We start from the raw sequence: 16,339 nt of genomic DNA, 5'->3' as shown, positions 1-16,339 counted from the left end.
GTCTTGCCTCGTGCCCCGGCGATCTGCGAAGCTCTGCCGCCCCCATGGCCTCGGGCGAGCCCTCCTGCCGGCGTTGCGGCGCCGTGATCGGCGAGAAGGCGCGGTTTTGCGCCGATTGTGGCGCCCCCGTGGCGGCCCCGTCCGATCCCACGGTCCTCTTCATGAAGGTGCCGAGCGCGCTGGCGCCGACGACGCCGGTCGAACGCGAGCCGACGCCTGCGTCCGCCCAGCCGAACAGCCGCCTTCCGCCCATGCGCATCCCGTCGGGCACCATGCTGTCGGGGGTGTACGCCGTGCAGAGCGTGCTCGGCGAGGGAGGCATGGGCGTCGTCTACCGCGCGCACGACGGCGCGCTCGGCCGCACGGTCGCGATCAAGTGCCTGCACTCGAACCTCGCGGGCGACGCCGAGATCCGGCGCCGCTTCATCCGCGAGGCCCGCGTCCTCCGCACGTTCTCGCATCCGCACGTCGTCTCCGTCTTCGACCTCATCGAGCACGAGCACCTGCTCGGCATCGTGATGGAGCACGTCGAGGGGCAGACGCTCGCGCACCACCTCGTGAAATGGCGCGGCCGCATGCCGTTCGTGGAGATCCGCGAGATCTTCGCGGCCGTGCTCGACGCGATGGACGCGGCGCACCGGCAGGGCATCGTGCATCGCGACCTCAAGCCCGACAACGTGCTCGTCATGCGAGGGCCCGCGGGCGAGCTCGTGCCCAAGGTCGTCGATTTCGGCATCGCGCGGATCCTCGAAGGCACGACGTACACCGTGAGCGGCGCGCTGCTCGGCACTTGCCGGTACATGTCGCCCGAGCAGGTGAAGGGCGACAAGACGGCCGATCATCGCTCGGACATCTATTCGCTCGGCGTCTCGCTCTACGAGCTCGCGGCGGGCCGACCGCCTTTCCCCGAGGACAACCATTTCGCGCTGATGATGGCGCACGTCCAGGCAGAGCCCCCGCCGCCCTCGCAACATCGCGCCGAGATCCCGGCCCTGCTCGAGGAGCTCATCCTCGCCGCGCTTTCGAAAAACCCCTCCCAGCGGCCGCAGACGTGCGCGGAGTTCCGCGAGCGCCTGCTCGCCGCCATCGACGAGCCCGCGCCGGGGATCGTCGTCCCGCGCCCGAGCAACACGTCCGTTCCGCCGCTCGCGACGGTCCTGCGTGATACCGACGGCGCCGAGTCCGTGCTCGTGCCGGCGGGGACATTCCTCATGGGGCCCGATCGGCGCGAGGTTTTCCTCGACGCGTATTACATCGATCGCACGCCGGTCACGAACCGGCAATTCGCGCTCTTCGTGCAGGTCACCGGATACACGCCGGCCGACGAGAGCGGGGGCCGATTCCTCGCGCACTGGGCGCGCGGCGCCGTGCCGCGTGGGCTCGAGGATCACCCCGTGGTGAACGTGTCGTGGGACGACGCGTGCGCGTATGCGTCGTGGGCCGGCAAGCGTTTGCCCACGGAGGCGGAATGGGAAAAGGCCGCGCGTGGGACGGACGGCCGGCGTTATCCCTGGGGCAAGGCCGAGCCGACGCCCACGCGGGCCCATTACGGCGGAAAACACCGCGGCACGTCGCCCGTCGGCTCGTATCCCGAGGGTCAGTCGCCGTACGGCGTCCTCGACATGGCCGGCAACGTCTGGGAGTGGTGCGAGGACGTCGACGATCCGGCGTTTTACATGGACGGCCCCTCGCGCAATCCCAAGAACACCGCGAAGCCGCGGCACCCGCTCTACGTCATGCGCGGCGGCTCCTGGCTCTTCGGCGCGCAATCGCTGAAGACGTATTCGCGCACCCGGTTCGAGCCGCATTATCGCTTCGCGGGCGGCGGCTTTCGTTGCGTGCGATCGGCGCGCTGAGGGCCGAGCCGGATCTCTTCGGGCGGCCCCCTCCCGCACGCGCCGGGCGTGCGCTACGCTCCGCGATCGAGGGCACGGCATCCCATGGGAATTCCGCGGTTGGTCATCTTTTTCGCGGTCATCACGCTCGTCCTCTTCGCGGCGAGCTTCTACGTCGGCCGCCGCGTCAAGCAGTCGTTCGGGCTCTCGGTGCGGGCCGAGCGGACCGGCCTCTTCGTGGTGCTCGGGTCCGTGGCGGCGATGATCCTCGCGCGCGCCCTCGGCGTGCGCCTGCTCGGCGAGGTCGCGTTCACGCTGCTGCTCGCCTTGCTCATCAGCACGGGTCTCCTCTTGCTCGTCGATCTTGCGAAGCTCGGGGCGCTGCCTTTCACGTGGCTCGCGTCGCGCGCGAAGCCCGTGCCCGCCCCTGCGCCCGCGGCCGAGCCCACGCTGGCCCTCGCGACCGAGCCCGCGGTGCCCGCGCCTGCGCCCGCTGCGGAGCCTGCGAAGACCGATCCTGCGCCCGAGAAGGGGCCCGTGTTGCCCACGCGCCGCGTGTTCCTCGGCCAGGCGGTGACGGGATCGGCGCTGCTCGTGGGCTCGGGCAGCTCGTTTTATGGCGCGGTCTTCGGCCGGCACGATTACGTGATCGAGGAGGTGCCCGTCCGGATCCCGGGGCTTTCGAAGCGCCTCGACGGATATACGCTGGTCCAGCTCTCGGACATTCATTTCGGCACGTTCGTCGGCGACGCGGAGATGCGCGCGGCCGAGGAGCTCGTGCGCAAGGCGCGGCCCGATCGGATCGTGCTCACGGGGGATCTGCTCGACAACGACGCGAAATACGCGGAAATGCTCGGGCGCTTCGTGCGGACCATCGCGCCGCTCGCGCGGGACGGTGTCGTGGCAATTCCGGGCAACCACGACTGGTATGCGGGGATCGACGAGGTCGTCTCGGCCTTGAAGGCGGCCGGGGCGCGGGTTCTGCGCAATGATGGTTTCGTCATCGGCGACGACAAGGACGGGTTTGCGCTGCTCGGCGTGGAGGACGTGTGGGCGCGGCGGCTCGCGCCGGGGGCCGGGCCGAACCTCGAAGCGGCGCTCACGCGTGTCCCGAAGGATTTGCCGCGCGTCTTGCTTTGCCACAACCCCGTGTTTTTCCCGGACGCCGCGGGCCAGGTGGCCCTGCAGCTCTCCGGGCACACGCACGGCGGGCAGGTCAATCTCGGAGCATTGCAGCCGGGCAAGCTCGTGCTGCCGTACGGATACGTGGCGGGGCTTTACGAGCGGAATGGATCGCGGCTCTGGGTGAACCGCGGATTCGGCACGGCAGGGCCGCCGGCGCGGGTCGGCGCGCCGCCGGAGGTGACGCGCGTCGTGCTCGTGTCGGCCTGATTCAAGAAGGCAGAACGAGGACCTTCAAGACGCCCGGCTGAGCCGCGTGCTCGAAGGCGCGCGCCGCGTCCGCGAGCGGATATCGCGCCGAAATGAGCGGCCGCGGGTCGACGACCCCTCGGGCGAGCACGTCGATCGCGCGCTGAAAATCGCCGCAACGCGAGCCGATGATCTTGTTCTCGTTGATCACGGCCGGCGCGAGATCGACGTTCGCGACGCCTGCATACGTGCTCTTCAGGATGATCGTGCCGCGGGGCTTGACGATGGCGAGCGCGCGGGCGAGCCCTACCGGCTTTCCGGTCGCCTCCACGACGAGATCGAATCCCGCCTCGGAAAACTCCGATTCGAGCGCGACGTCGAGCCCGGCCGCTTCGAGGATCGCGAGTTTGTCCCGGTGCCGGCCGACGGCGACCGCGCGACCGAGATCCCCGCGGCGCGCGGCGAGCGCGAGCCCCGTGAGCAGACCGAGCTTGCCGTCGCCGAGCAGGCAAACGCGATCACCCGGCCGTGGCGCGGCCTCGTCGAAGGCATGCAGCGCGGCGGCGAGCGGCTCGATGAAGGCGGCGCTCTCGTCGGGGATCACGTCCGGCAAGACGTGCAGGTTTTCCTCGGGGATCCGTACGAATTCGGCGATCCCACCGTCGCGGCCGAGGATGCCGAGCACGGTGCGCGTAGGGCAATGGTTGCGCCCGCCCGCGCGGCAGGTCGCGCATTTCCCGCAGGCGCAATTGATCTCCATGGCGACACGCTTGCCCGCGTGCACGCCGATGACCTCGTGCCCGAGCACGCCACGAAAGCCCATGTACCCACGGGCGAGCTCCTGGTCGGTGTTGCAAATGCCGGCCGACCGGACCTCGATCACGACCTCGCCCGGCGTGGGCTCGGGCGCGGGGACGTCGGCGAGTGCGACGCCGCTTTCTGTGCACTGGAGCGCCTTCATGCGTCCTCTCTCTCAAAAGCGCCCGGCGCGCGCAAGCACAGGGCTCAGGCCGCGTTCTTTTTTTCGAGGTAGGACGCCTCGACCACGCGTGTCCCGACCTCGCCCGGGAAGGCCACCTTGATGCGCTTTTCGTCCACCGCGACGACCTCGCCCTCGCCGAATGTTTCGTGGTGCACGGGCTCGCCCACGGCAAAGGGCGGCGGCTCCGGCGGCGCGGCGAGCGAGGGCACGACGACCGGCGGGGGCTCCTCGGCGCTCGCGGCGGCGGCCGCGGCGAGGCGCTCGGCCGCGTGATCGCGGCAATTGTCGCAATGGCCGCAGGACTCGCCTTCCTCCTCGCCGAAATAACGGCGGAGGTAGCGGGTGCGGCATTCGGTGGTCTCGGCATACCGGATGATCGCGTCGAGCCGCGCCCGATCCTCGTGGGTGCGGCGCTCGCGGATCTCGCGCAGCACGCTGGCGGAGCCGGCCCGCCGCAGCGCGGCCGTGGCGCGGAAGCAGCCTTTTCTGCGGAGGACGAGGCCCTCGGCGTCGAGCGACGCGAGCAGCACCTTGGCGCGGCGCTCGGAGACGCCGGCCATTTTGGCGATCTCGCGCGCTTCGAGGTCGCGGTTCGGCGCGGCGAGCAGGACCGCGAGCACCTTGTCCGCTTCCTCCGGGCGCGGGTGCTTGCCTGCGAGGAAATAGGCTTGTACGCGGCGATCCTCGATTCGATAAAGCAAGGCCGCGCGCGCGGCGTTCGTGTCGCGACCCGCGCGGCCGGCCTCCTGGTAGTAACTTTCGACCGAGTCCGGGAACTCCCAGTGCACGACGAAGCGGATATCGCTCTTGTCGATCCCCATCCCGAACGCCTTCGTCGCGACCATCACGCGGAACTCGTTCGCCATGAACCGCGCCTGGGCCTCGTCCCGCGCCGATTTCGTGAGCCGCCCGTGATACCGACCGGCCGCGATTCCACGGGCCGTGAGGGCCTCGGACAGCTCGTCGGCTTTTTTCACGGTCGACACGTAGACGATCCCGATCCCTGCCGCCTCCTCGGTGATCGCGAGGAGGCGCTCCATCTTGGCCTCCTCGTTCACCGTCCGAAAGACCTCGAAAAAGAGGTTCTCCCGCTCGATGGAGTTCGTCACGACGCGCGCGGACTCGATCCCGAGCGCCGCGTGGATGTCGTCGAGCACGGCGGGCGTGGCGGTGGCCGTGAGCGCGAGGACGGGCGGATCGCCGAGCTCTTTTCGCGCCGTGCGAAGGAATGAATACGCGGGCCGGAAGTCGTGTCCCCATTGCGAAATGCAATGCGCCTCGTCCACGACGAGCAACGAGACCCCGCCGCGTCGCAGATCTTCGAGGACGTCCGCTCGTTCGAGGCGCTCCGGTGTCACGTAAACGAGGGAAGGGCGACCTTCGCGGACATCTTCCGTCGCGCGGCGCTCCTCGTCCGCGGTGAGGGTCGAGTCGAGCCGCGTCGCGTCGATCTGGGCGTCCTGGAGTTTGTCCTCCTGATCGCGGATGAGCGCGATCAGCGGGGAGACGACCACGACGGGGTTCGGCAGGACGAGGGCCGGCAGCTCGTAACAGAGGGACTTGCCGGCGCCGGTGGGCAGGATGCCGATCGCGTCGTGGCCCGAGAGCACGGCCTCGATGAGCTCGCTCTGGCCGGGCCGGAAGCGCTCGACGCCAAACTTTTGTCGCGCCTCGCCGAGCAGGCGGCCCCAGGGAATCCGTTTGGTGGCCATCTGCCCCGGCTGAATGCAAGCCTGGGGCCGATTCCGGCCGCGGACGGGCATCCGGGAGCGGAAAGCACAAAACGAAAACGGCACCCGAAGGTGCCGTTTTTCGCGTTTCTGTTTTTCTGGCGATCCCAGCGGGAATTGAACCCGCGTTACCGACGTGAGAGGCCGGTGTCCTAACCGCTAGACGATGGGACCAGTTTTCAAATCCGTCGGCGACACTTCTTAGCCGACTTCGGGCTGGGGGACAAGGATTCGAACCTTGATAGACGGTGCCAGAAACCGTCGTCCTGCCATTAGACGATCCCCCAAGGATCGGCTGCCCCATAGCCCAACGGGTCATGGGACCGGTGGAGCACCGGAGCAGTCGCTCCGTCGTCCACGGGCCGCGCAAATTAGCCGAGCCGTCGGCCCTGTCAAGCACTTCTTGTCGTATGTTCGGAACAGCGCGGAATCGCTCGTGAATTCCGTCCACTTTGGCCCGGCTCGGCTCCTCGACGTCCGGTCCGGAACGCCGAACGAGGTCTTCGAGGTGCTTCCGGACGTACGCAGGCCTCCGGAAAAACGACCAGCCGGCCCAGGGCGGGCTTGACGGTGGAAAGGGGGGATCTATTTTCCCGCCCGGTTTTAGCCACCGGCATAGCCGAGTGCCAGCGGCGTTGGTGCTCGAGGCCCTCCGTGGCCAACAGCCACGGCCGGGGGGCGTCGGCCCGCCGGTGCCAGCAAACAGACGACAGAGGAAGCCATCATGAAGATCAGGCCGCTGCACGACCGCATCGTGGTCAAGCGTCTCGAGAGCGAGACCAAGACGAAGGGTGGGATCATCATCCCGGATTCGGCCAAGGAGAAGCCCATCGAGGGGCGCGTGGTGGCCGTGGGCAACGGCAAGCTCCTCCGCGACGGCAAGCTCCGGCCGCTCGACATCAAGGTCGGCGACGTCGTCCTCTTCGGCAAGTACGCCGGCAACGAGGTGAAGATCGACGGCGAGGACTTCGTGCTCCTGCGTGAGGACGATCTGCTCGCGGTCACCGGCGGCGAAGAGTCCGCGAGCTGAGCGCTCGCACGCCCACTCCTCCAAAACCCGAGCACGCGGCGACATCCGCCGCGAGGGAAGAAGATCCATGTCCGCGAAGCAGATCATTTTCAGCCGTGGCGCGCGCGCCGCGATCCTCCGGGGCGTCAACACGCTCGCCGAGGCCGTGAAGGTGACGCTCGGGCCCAAGGGCCGGAACGTCGTCATCGAAAAGAGCTGGGGTTCGCCCGTCGTCACGAAGGACGGCGTGACCGTGGCCAAGGAAGTCGAGCTCCACTCGAAGCTCGAGAACATGGGCGCCCAGATGGTCCGCGAGGTCGCCTCGAAGACGAGCGACAAGGCCGGCGACGGCACGACCACCGCGACCGTCCTCGCCCAGGCCATCTACAACGAGGGCCTGCGCCTCGTCGAAGCCGGCCACAACCCGATGGACCTGAAGCGCGGCATCGACGCCGCCGTCGCCGCGATCCTCGGCGAGCTGAAGAAGCAAGCCGTCCCCACCAAGGACAAGGGCCAGATCGCGCAGGTCGCCACCATCAGCGCCAACGGCGACAAGGAGATCGGCAACATCCTCGCCGAGGCCATGGAGAAGGTCGGCAAGGAGGGCGTGATCACGGTCGAAGAGAACAAGCGCATGACGACCGAGCTCGACGCGGTCGAGGGCATGCAGTTCGACCGCGGTTACCTGTCGCCGTACTTCGTGACCGATCCCGAGAAGATGAAGACGGTTCTCACGAACCCGCTCATCCTCGTGAACGAGAAGAAGATCTCGGCGATGGCCGATCTGCTTCCCGTGCTCGAGCAGGTCGTGAAGCACGGCCGCGAGATCCTCATCATCGCCGAGGACATCGAGGGCGAGGCGCTCGCGACGCTCGTCGTGAACAAGCTGCGCGGCACGCTCAAGGTCGCCGCCGTGAAGGCGCCCGGCTTCGGCGATCGCCGCAAGGAGATGCTGAAGGACATCGCGACCCTGACGGGCGCGACGGCCTTCATGGAGGACCTCGGCCAGAAGCTCGACACCGCCACGCTGCGTGACCTCGGCACGGCCCGCCGCGTCGAGATCGACAAGGACAACACCGTCATCGTCGACGGCGCCGGCGACAAGGCCGCCATCAAGGCCCGCATCGAGTCGATCCGCAAGCAGATCGCCGAGACGTCGAGCGACTACGATCGCGAGAAGCTCCAGGAGCGTCTCGCGAAGCTCGCCGGCGGCGTCGCCGTCGTGCGCGTCGGCGCGGCGACCGAGGTCGAGATGAAGGAGAAGAAGGCCCGCGTCGAGGACGCGCTGCACGCGACGCGCGCGGCCGTCGAGGAGGGCATCGTGGTCGGCGGCGGCGTTGCGCTGCTCCGCGCCTCGTCCGTGCTCGACACGCTCAAGTTCGGCGACGAGCGCGATGTCGGCGTGCGCATCGTGCGCAAGTCCGCCGAGGCGCCGATCCGGCAGATCGCCACGAACGCCGGCATCGACGGGAGCGTCGTCGTCGAGAAGGTCCGCGCGTCGCAGGGCACGTTCGGCTACAACGCCGCGACCGACACCTACGAGGACCTCTTCGCCGCGGGCGTCATCGACCCGGCGAAGGTCGTGCACCACGCGCTCGCCAACGCCTCCAGCGTGGCGGCCCTGATGCTCACCACCGAGGCGCTCGTCGCCGACAAGCCCAAGAAGGAGACCGCGGCCGCGGCCGGCGGCGGCGGCGGCATGGGCGGCATGGGCGGCATGGGCGGTATGGGCGGCATGGGCGGCATGGGCGGCATGGGCGGCATGGGCGACTTCGACATGGGCTGATCGCCCCGCGAAGGCTCACGCCATCAAGAAGGCCCCGGGCGTCCGTGACGTCCGGGGCTTTCGTTTTTCGAAGAGCGCGGCGGCGAAGCCTCCGGTTTTTGACCCGGCCTGCCGTATGGCGGTAAACTCCCCCCACGATGTCGGACCCGCTCTTCGCCCGGTTTGGCCGCGAGTTCTCGGCCGGGGACATACTGTGCCGCGAGGGCGATCCCGGCGACGTGATGTACGTGATCCAGTCCGGCTCCGTCCGCATCACGAAGATGATCGCGGGCGAGGAGCGCGTGATCGCGGTGCTCGGCCCAGGCGAGTTCCTCGGCGAGCTGGCGATCCTGAACGGCAAGCCGCGCAGCGCGACGGCGACGGTCGTCGAGACGACGCGGTGCCTCTTGGTCGAGGCGAAGACGCTCGAGAAGATGGTCGCAGGCAACTCCGAGATCGCGATGCGGCTGATCAAGAAGCTCGCGAAGCGACTCGACTCGGCCGACGCGTTGATCGAGGTGCTGATGCATCGCGATCCGAAGGCGCGGATCATGCTCGCGCTGGCGCGGAACGCGGAGGCGTTCGGCGAGAAGACGCCCGATGGGATCCTGATCCGCACGCGCGCGGAGGATCTCGCGCGTGACGTCGGCGTGGACTCGGTCGCGGCCTCCGATGTGATGCTGCGGCTGCGTAGGTTGCGCCTCGCGAGCGAGGTCCCAGGGGGCATCGTCGTCGCCGACGTCGGCAGGCTTCAGGACTTCGTCGAGTTCCTCGAGATGCCGCAGAAGTTCGGCGGGGAAGGCTGAGCGACGTGGAGCTCCGCGTCATCGGTTGCCACGGCGGCGAGACTCCGAAGCACCGCACGAGCGCCTTCATCCTCGACGAGCGTCTGGCGATCGACGCGGGATCCCTGACGAGCGGCCTCGAAGTCGAGGCGCAGCTCAAGCTCGAAGGGTGCCTCGTCAGCCACGCGCACCTCGATCACATCCGTGATCTCGCGACGCTCGCGGACAACCGCTGTCAGATGGGCTCGCCTCCGCTCATCGTCGCAGGCACGCGCGAGACGATCCGCATCCTGCGCGAGCACTTCTTCAACAACGAGCTCTGGCCCGACTTCGCGACGATCCCGACGCCGGAGAACCCGACGATCCGCTACCTCGAGCTCTCGCCGGAGACGCCCGCGCCGCTCGCGGGCTGCAACGTGCGCGCGGTCATGGTGAGCCACACGATCGAGTCGGCAGCGTTCGTGATCGAGACGCCGGGCGGCGCCATCGCGTACAGCGGCGACACGGGGCCCACGGATCGGCTGTGGGAGGTGCTCGACGAGCAGCCGAACCTGCGCGCGCTCTTGATGGAGGTGAGCTTTCCGAACCGGGAGCAGCGGCTCGCCACGGTGAGTGGTCACCACACGCCGCAGACGCTGCGCGCCGATCTGAAGAAGCTACGCCGTCCGCAGGATCTGCCGACGCTGCTCTACCACATCAAGCCGGTGTTCCAGGCCGAGGTGGAGCGCGAGTGCGCCGCACTCGAAGGCGTGAGCCTCGAAGTGATGAAGATCGGCGATCAGTTTTTGCTGTAGCGCACGAGCGTCTCGCGCTGCGACCGCTGCCAGCACCGCTGAAATGCAAAGCCCCTCTCCCGCTGGCGGGAGAGGGGTTGGGGTGAGGGTCGGTCAGGCCTGATCAGGCTCCACGCGCGCGAGCACGACCGTGATGTTGTCGAGTCCGCCGTGGAAGTTCGCGCGCTCGATGAGCACGCGGCACGCCTCGTCGAGCGACGGGGCCTTCGTGACGATGTCGCAGATCTCCGGGTCCTTCACGAGACCCGAGAGACCGTCGGAGCAGAGCAGGTAGATGTCCCCTGCAGCCGTCTCCTCGGTGAGAAGATCGACGAGCACGTCCTCGCGGATGCCGAGCGCGCGGGTGATCACGTTCGGAGGCAGCCGCTTGATCTCTTCCTCCGTCATCCACGGCGCCATGTGCAAGGCGTCGCTGACGAGCGAGTGATCACGCGTGAGCTGCGTGATCTTGTCGCCCCGGATGCGGTAACAACGGCTGTCGCCGACGTGACCCACGGTCACGCGCGTCGCGTTCTTGTCGAACATCGCCGTCACGATCGTCGTGCCCATCCCGAAGTCCGCCATGGTCTTGAGCGAACGATCGAAGATGCGACGGTTGGCCAGCCGCAGGCCCGTGACGACGTAGTTCTCCTCCTCCGTCAGGTTCGGATCGGCAGGAAATGGCCATGTACCGTCGCGACCGACGGTGACCGAGAAGAAGTCCGAGAGGGTGGAGACGGCCAGCCGGCTCGCCACATCGCCGGAGCGATGCCCGCCCATTCCGTCGGCAACGGCGACGACATGGTACTCGGGCATCACGAGGAGGTTGTCCTCGTTGTGCTCCCGCATCAGGCCGACATCGGTCATCCCGGCGAACCGGGTTCGCATGGCCGAACAGTAGACGCGTAGGGGGGGGGCCGTGCAAGGTCGGTGAGCAGATCCCATCACCTTTCCCGCACCGACCAGCCCGCTCCCTACCCCCAGAAGGCCAGCAAGCCCACCAGAACCCAGAATTCGTGGCAACACGGTGTCGGTTCTGTGCTCATGGCTACGATTTTCCTGGCTTTCACAACCAGGTCGAGCCGAGCTCGATCCCGAGCGCAGGCGCGAGCGCCTCGGCCGCACGTACACCGGACGCCTGTGACTCCTCGAAGAGCGCCATGCCCGGCTGATCCGCGTGCGCCCAGGCCACGCGCTCGTCGAGCAAGACGAGCGGCTCGAAGGGCCGTTCGCCGAGAAAACCAGGGCGCGGACGTGGCATCGCGTGGCCCCAGACGCACACGTCCATGCGCGAGATCTGCTCGCGCAGCTCGGGATGCGCAGGCGCGAGATCACGGAGCACGTCGTTCGCGATCCGCTCCCACGGCGCGACGACGAGGCTCTTCCGCGCGTCCACGACGTCGGGGCCGCCATACGCGCGGTAGTACGTGAGCACGGTGCGCGACGAGAGCTCGGTGAGCTGATGGCGCGCGTCGACGTAGCCGAGGCCCGCAGCGTCGTAGAGGACGGAGTCCCATGCCATGTCGGGATCGATCGGGCGCTCGACGTGCATGTTCGCGACGACCCACGGCGAGCTCGTGCGTACGGGCAAGCGCGCCGCAGCCGCGGGGAAAAGTCGAGCGGTGATGAACGCGGGCGCCGCGACGACGACGGCTTTCGCATGCGTGCGCCGCGGAGCGCGATCACGCACGTCGAGCCAGCGCACCTCGACGCGGCCGCCTTCGATCGTGCCGAGGCCCGTCACGAGCGCGCCGAGCGTGACCGTTGCGCGTGAGCGTTCGGAGAGCGCTTTGACGAGCCTGCCGTTGCCCTCGGGCCACACGAGGAAGTGGCTGCCGTCGAGCTCGGGTGTCTTCAGCTTGCGCCCCGCGAAGTAGTGCAGCGCGGCCCAGGCCGATACCTCTTCGGGCTCGGCGCCGAAGTCGTCGAGGCACGCGTAACGCACGTACCAGCGCAGGAACGGCGAGGTGTAGCCCTCGCGATCGAGCCACGCGCGCATGCTGATCCGATCGAGCGCGAGCGTGTCCGGATCCCGCGACGAGAGCGCGAGCGGGATCTGGAAGACGGGCTTTCCGTCGGCGCCGACGCGCTCGGTGAGCTCGTCTTCGAAGCGGGAGAAGCGCTCCATCTCGGCGCGATCGTGCGCGTCGAGCTCGTCCTGCGGCACGAGCCCCGGGTGCCACGCGTCGCGGTAGAAGATGCGCTCTTGCGGCGCATGGCAGAGCACGCGTGGATCGAAGCGCGGGCGGCCCGCCGCGTCCCAGCCCTTCACGACGCCCATCTCTTCGAGCAGGCGAAGCGCGGCGCGTGCTTCGGGGTTCGGCGCGGCGAGGTAGTGCGCGCCCCACGGGTGCGGCGCGGCGCCCTCTTCGCTCCACGTGCTCGTGCCGCCGGGGAAAGGTTCGAGCTCGAGCACATGCACGTCGAGCCCCGCAGGCGCGAGCCGCCATGCGGCGGAGAGGCCGGCGATGCCGGCGCCGACGACGACGACGTCGGCAAGATCGGGCGGTCCGTTCGGTGCCGGCGCGCCGCCGTCGCGCACGAGGTGACCTACGCCGTGCGAGGCGCCGATGATGCGGCCTGCGATCGGCGCCTTTCCCGGGAGGATCGTGTCGACCACCCAGCCCGCCGCGAGCGTCCTGAGGAAGGCCCGCCGGTCCATCAGCGCGTGAACACGCCCCACTCGCGCGCGTAGATCGCGACGAGCTTCTGATCGTTCAGCCGGTTCACGGGCGCCTCGACGCGGCCGATGTCGCGCGGGAAGCGGAAGAGCTCGGGCAAACCCGAGGACTCGAGCCAGCGAAGCTTCGTCGGCTCGATGCGGAGCGCGCCCGGCGCCGTGAGCTCTTCGCCGCCCGCCAACACGAAACCCCAGTCGCCGAAGCTCGGCACGTACACGTGGAGCGGCGCCGTCTTCCAGCCCGCGCCTTCGAGCGTCTGCACGATCGTCCAGAACGACTCGCGCGCGTACTGCGGCGAGGTCGCCTGCACGACGGCGACGCCGCGGAAGGAGAGGCGCTCGCGGAGCAGGTGGTAGAAGGCGTCGGTGTAGAGCTTGCCGACGGCGTAGTTCGAGGGATCGGGGAAGTCGACGATCGCGAGGTCGAACGAGTCGTGCGAGTCCTCGAGGAACTTGTACGCGTCCTCGTTGCGCACGGTGACGCGTGGATCGTTGAGGGCTCCGCCGTTCAGCTCGAGCGCGACGGGCAGCTTGCGGAACGCGTCCGTGACCGCGGCGTCGAGGTCGACGAGCACGATGCGCTCGATTGACGGGTAGCGGAGCAGCTCGCGCGCCGCGAGCCCGTCGCCGCCGCCGAGCACGAGCACGCTGCGAGGCTCTCGGCCGAGCGCGGCGACGGCGGGGTGGACGAGGACCTCGTGGTAGCGCTGCTCGTCGTCCGAGGAGAACTGGAGGTTGCCGTTGAGGAAGAGGCGCGTCGTGCGCGGCGATCGCGTGATGACGACGCGCTGGTAGGGCGACTGCGCCGTGTAGATGATGGGCGCGCCGAAGTAGACGGTCTCGGCGCGATCGACGAAGCGACTGACGAACCCGAAGGCCGCGGCGAGCACGCCGAAGACGAGCAAGCACTGCGCGCGCAGGCGGAGCGTGACGCCGCGATCGAGCGGGAAGAGGAACGTCGCGAGCATCGCCACGGCCGCGTTCAGGAGGCCGAAGAAGAGGCTCGTCTGGTGCACGCCGAGCTTCGGCAGGAGCAGCGACGGGAAGAGGAGGCTCGCGATCAGCGCGCCCACGTAGTCGAGCGTGAGGACACGCGCGACGAGCTCCTTCAGGTCGACCGAGAACTGGAGCAGCCGGATGAGCAGCGGGATCTCGAGGCCCACGAGCGTGCCGACGAGCACCACGACGCCGTAGAGCGCGAAGCGAAACGCCGCGGCCGCCGTGTAGACCTTGAAGAGCAGCGGCGCGGAGAGGCCCCCCGCGAGCGCGAGGCAGAGCTCGATCTCGACGAAGCGCTGGAGGAGGCGATCCTCGAGGAACTTCGACAGGTACGAGCCGATGCCCATCGCGAACAGGTACAGGCCGATCACCAGGCTGAACTGCGTGACCGAGTCGCCGAGCACGTAACTCGCCAGCGTGCCCGTCACGAGCTCGTACACGAGCCCGGAGGTCGCGATCACGGCCACCATGGCGAGGAGCGCGGGGTGGACCCAGCGGCGCGGTTGCTGCTGCGTCATGCCGCGCCTTCCTAGCACCGGGTCGGCGCGGCCGGTGAGCACGATCCGAGACGCCCACGTCGGAAGCGGCCCGACGAGGGAGCACGCCCGCGACGAAAATGGGCTACCATCCGGGGCGTGACTAGCCCGTTCGACCGCCAGGCGGCGTGTCCGTCGTGCGGGGCGCCCATCACGTTCCGCTTCGCCGGCGCCGCTGCGCAGGTCTGCAAGCACTGCAACTTCGTCGTTGCACGCACGGACCGGAATCTCGTCGCCGTCGGCCGGATGGCAGACCTCGTCGACATCCCGTCGCCCCTGCAGCTCGGCGGGACAGGCCGCTGGAGCGGTGGCGAGCCGTTCGCGGTCGACGGTCGCGTGCAGCTCGATCGCGCAAGCGCTCCCGGCGCCCCATGGCAGGAGTTTTTCATCACGTTCCCGATGAGCGGGAAGTGGTGTTGGGTCGCGAGCGCGCAAGGCCGCTGGTACTCGACGAGCGAAGTCCCGCTGCCGCCGGAGCTGCCGCCCATCCACGCGCTTCGCGCAGGTCAGCAAATCAGCCTCGGCACGTACGGCGTCTGGACCGTCGCGGAGGTCGGGCAGCGTCGCGTGATCTCGGGCGAAGGCGAGATGCCCGCAGTCGCATCTCCCGGCGTGCCCACGGGCTACGCAGACATCGCCGCGCCGAACGGCGCATTCGGCACGATCGACTACGGCGACGGTCGCATCCCGCCGAAGCTCTACCTCGGCCGGCAGATCGATCCCGCAGTGATGGTGCTCGACTCGGGCGCGCCCGTCGAAGCCGCAAAGGCCGAGGTGACGAGCGTCGCGTGCCCGAACTGCGGCGGCAACCTGCCACTCGTCACCCCAGGGCAAACCGAGCGTGTCGTCTGCCGTTACTGCGGCATGGCGAGCGATCTGAACCAGGGCGCATTGCGAGCGCTCGGCCCCGCGCCGAAGCCGCCGATCGAGCCGTTCATCCCACTCGGCACCGAGGGCAACCTCCGCGGCAACCGCGTCATCTGCATCGGCTTCACGATCCGCGGCTGCACAGTGGAGGGCGAGCGTTACCGGTGGCGCGAGTACCTGCTCTACGCGGGGCCGCGCGTCGGGTACCTGTGGCTGATGGAGGAGGACGGCGCGTGGTGGCTCGTCACGCCCATCCCGCCCGGTGAGGTCTCGGTCTCCGGCGGCGCCGCGATGTTCCGCAGCCAGCACTACAACTGGAAGCAGAGCGTCCGCGCCGAGACGGAGTACGTGGTCGGCGAGTTCTACTGGAAGGTCGAGATCGGCGAGGCCGTCCAGGCAACGGAATACGAAGGCCCAGGCGGCAAGGTCAGCGTCGAGCAGACACCAAAAGAGGTGAACTACTCGTTCTGCGAGCGCCTCTCATCCGGCGACATCGGCGCAGCCTTCGGCATCAAGCCCCCCGCAGGCTCCTTCCTCGCATCAGGCGAAGGCGGCAGCGGCTGCGCGACGAGCGGATGCGGCACGATGATCATCATCGGCGTCGTCATCCTGTTCGTCCTGATCATCGTCTTCAGCGACTGCGGCGGCGGAGGCGGCGGAGGCGGCGTCTTCATCGGCGGCCCAAGCTTCGGCGGCGGCAAGTAGCCTCGCAGGCGTCGCGCCGGGGCGCTGCCCCGGGCCCCGCCAGGGGCTGTCCGCCCCTGGACCCGGACCAGGGCAAGCCCTGGACCTCAGGGGGAAGAACTGCGCGATGCGCAGTTCTTCCCACAGGCCGGTGGCAAGACCGCAAAGGTCGTCGCACGCAGCGACGCGTTGCCGGTTGAAACGTCAGCGCTGCCGTCTTGGTTGGCAGGGTCGTCGCCAGTCTTGACCTGGCCTGTTCGATGAACTGCGCGGAGCGCAGTTCATCGACCCCGAGTCCAGCGCTTGCGCTGGTCCGGGTCCAG

12 protein-coding genes and 2 tRNA genes are annotated in these 16,339 nt (G+C 68.8%); 7 read left to right on the top strand and 7 right to left on the bottom strand.

The window, feature by feature from the left end:
* Positions 1 to 44: 44 nt before the first annotated feature.
* Together QHF84_RS16870 and QHF84_RS16865 are read left to right on the top strand one after the other, a co-directional pair.
* Positions 45 to 1,856: a bifunctional serine/threonine-protein kinase/formylglycine-generating enzyme family protein gene (locus QHF84_RS16870; protein WP_281314327.1), complete on the top strand. Its 1,812-nt coding sequence runs from the start codon at positions 45 to 47 to the stop codon at positions 1,854 to 1,856.
* 84 nt (positions 1,857 to 1,940) lie between these two features.
* Positions 1,941 to 3,227: a metallophosphoesterase gene (locus tag QHF84_RS16865; protein ID WP_281314326.1), complete on the top strand. Its 1,287-nt coding sequence runs from the start codon at positions 1,941 to 1,943 to the stop codon at positions 3,225 to 3,227.
* 1 nt (position 3,228) lies between these two features.
* Here QHF84_RS16865 and QHF84_RS16860 read toward each other — a convergent pair whose 3' ends face one another.
* The 4 genes from QHF84_RS16860 to QHF84_RS16845 form a co-directional block, all read right to left on the bottom strand.
* Positions 3,229 to 4,167 (bottom strand): alcohol dehydrogenase catalytic domain-containing protein, encoded by a 939-nt coding sequence (locus tag QHF84_RS16860; protein ID WP_281314325.1) that lies wholly within the window; start codon positions 4,165 to 4,167, stop codon positions 3,229 to 3,231.
* Positions 4,168 to 4,211: 44 nt separating this feature from the next.
* Positions 4,212 to 5,900, bottom strand: coding sequence for a RecQ family ATP-dependent DNA helicase (locus tag QHF84_RS16855; RefSeq protein WP_281314324.1), 1,689 nt, complete (start codon positions 5,898 to 5,900; stop codon positions 4,212 to 4,214).
* Between the two features lie 117 nt (positions 5,901 to 6,017).
* Positions 6,018 to 6,092 (bottom strand) — tRNA-Glu (locus QHF84_RS16850).
* 42 nt (positions 6,093 to 6,134) lie between these two features.
* Positions 6,135 to 6,205 (bottom strand) — tRNA-Gln (locus QHF84_RS16845).
* Between the two features lie 437 nt (positions 6,206 to 6,642).
* Between QHF84_RS16845 and groES the strand changes: the two genes are divergently transcribed.
* The 4 genes from groES to QHF84_RS16825 all read left to right on the top strand — a co-directional run bounded on the left by groES (position 6,643) and on the right by QHF84_RS16825 (position 10,271).
* Complete coding sequence (groES, locus tag QHF84_RS16840) at positions 6,643 to 6,948, top strand: co-chaperone GroES (RefSeq protein WP_281314323.1); 306 nt, start codon at positions 6,643 to 6,645, stop codon at positions 6,946 to 6,948.
* Between the two features lie 67 nt (positions 6,949 to 7,015).
* Positions 7,016 to 8,713 (top strand): chaperonin GroEL, encoded by a 1,698-nt coding sequence (gene groL, locus QHF84_RS16835; RefSeq protein ID WP_281314322.1) that lies wholly within the window; start codon positions 7,016 to 7,018, stop codon positions 8,711 to 8,713.
* A 137-nt stretch (positions 8,714 to 8,850) separates the two neighbouring features.
* Positions 8,851 to 9,498 carry a Crp/Fnr family transcriptional regulator gene (locus QHF84_RS16830; protein WP_281314321.1) on the top strand — a complete coding sequence of 216 codons (648 nt, stop codon included), beginning with the start codon at positions 8,851 to 8,853 and terminating at the stop codon, positions 9,496 to 9,498.
* A gap of 5 nt (positions 9,499 to 9,503) precedes the next feature.
* Complete coding sequence (locus QHF84_RS16825) at positions 9,504 to 10,271, top strand: 3',5'-cyclic-nucleotide phosphodiesterase (protein ID WP_281314320.1); 768 nt, start codon at positions 9,504 to 9,506, stop codon at positions 10,269 to 10,271.
* Positions 10,272 to 10,364: 93 nt separating this feature from the next.
* On the opposite strand, the gene QHF84_RS16820 is transcribed toward QHF84_RS16825, so the two are convergent.
* The 3 genes from QHF84_RS16820 to QHF84_RS16810 all read right to left on the bottom strand — a co-directional run bounded on the left by QHF84_RS16820 (position 10,365) and on the right by QHF84_RS16810 (position 14,447).
* Positions 10,365 to 11,138: a PP2C family serine/threonine-protein phosphatase gene (locus QHF84_RS16820; RefSeq protein ID WP_272421132.1), complete on the bottom strand. Its 774-nt coding sequence runs from the start codon at positions 11,136 to 11,138 to the stop codon at positions 10,365 to 10,367.
* A 178-nt stretch (positions 11,139 to 11,316) separates the two neighbouring features.
* Complete coding sequence (locus tag QHF84_RS16815; RefSeq protein WP_281314319.1) at positions 11,317 to 12,912, bottom strand: FAD-dependent oxidoreductase; 1,596 nt, start codon at positions 12,910 to 12,912, stop codon at positions 11,317 to 11,319.
* On the bottom strand, positions 12,912 to 14,447 hold the full coding sequence (locus QHF84_RS16810) for a polyamine aminopropyltransferase (RefSeq protein WP_281314318.1): 1,536 nt from the start codon (positions 14,445 to 14,447) through the stop codon (positions 12,912 to 12,914). Before QHF84_RS16810 ends, QHF84_RS16815 begins: the two co-directional genes overlap by 1 nt.
* A 117-nt stretch (positions 14,448 to 14,564) precedes the next feature.
* Between QHF84_RS16810 and QHF84_RS16805 the strand changes: the two genes are divergently transcribed.
* The gene (locus QHF84_RS16805) at positions 14,565 to 16,037 is read left to right on the top strand and encodes a DUF4178 domain-containing protein (RefSeq protein ID WP_281314317.1); all 1,473 of its coding nucleotides are present in this window, start codon (positions 14,565 to 14,567) and stop codon (positions 16,035 to 16,037) included.
* The last annotated feature ends 302 nt before the right edge of the window (positions 16,038 to 16,339 follow it).

Origin of the sequence: Polyangium sp. y55x31, assembly GCF_029946505.1 — a bacterium.
GTDB lineage: Bacteria > Myxococcota_A > Polyangia > Polyangiales > Polyangiaceae > Polyangium.
This window is presented reverse-complemented; position numbering and strand designations above follow the sequence as displayed.

Bases quoted from the DNA above. Each gene is read 5' to 3' on its own strand.
- QHF84_RS16870 (WP_281314327.1), top strand. From the start codon at position 45: ATGGCCTCGGGCGAGCCCTCCTGCCGGCGTTGCGGCGCCGTGATCGGC.
- QHF84_RS16865 (WP_281314326.1), top strand. From the start codon at position 1,941: ATGGGAATTCCGCGGTTGGTCATCTTTTTCGCGGTCATCACGCTCGTC.
- QHF84_RS16860 (WP_281314325.1), bottom strand. From the start codon at position 4,167: ATGAAGGCGCTCCAGTGCACAGAAAGCGGCGTCGCACTCGCCGACGTC.
- QHF84_RS16855 (WP_281314324.1), bottom strand. From the start codon at position 5,900: ATGGCCACCAAACGGATTCCCTGGGGCCGCCTGCTCGGCGAGGCGCGA.
- groES (WP_281314323.1), top strand. From the start codon at position 6,643: ATGAAGATCAGGCCGCTGCACGACCGCATCGTGGTCAAGCGTCTCGAG.
- groL (WP_281314322.1), top strand. From the start codon at position 7,016: ATGTCCGCGAAGCAGATCATTTTCAGCCGTGGCGCGCGCGCCGCGATC.
- QHF84_RS16830 (WP_281314321.1), top strand. From the start codon at position 8,851: ATGTCGGACCCGCTCTTCGCCCGGTTTGGCCGCGAGTTCTCGGCCGGG.
- QHF84_RS16820 (WP_272421132.1), bottom strand. From the start codon at position 11,138: ATGCGAACCCGGTTCGCCGGGATGACCGATGTCGGCCTGATGCGGGAG.
- QHF84_RS16815 (WP_281314319.1), bottom strand. From the start codon at position 12,912: ATGGACCGGCGGGCCTTCCTCAGGACGCTCGCGGCGGGCTGGGTGGTC.
- QHF84_RS16810 (WP_281314318.1), bottom strand. From the start codon at position 14,447: ATGACGCAGCAGCAACCGCGCCGCTGGGTCCACCCCGCGCTCCTCGCC.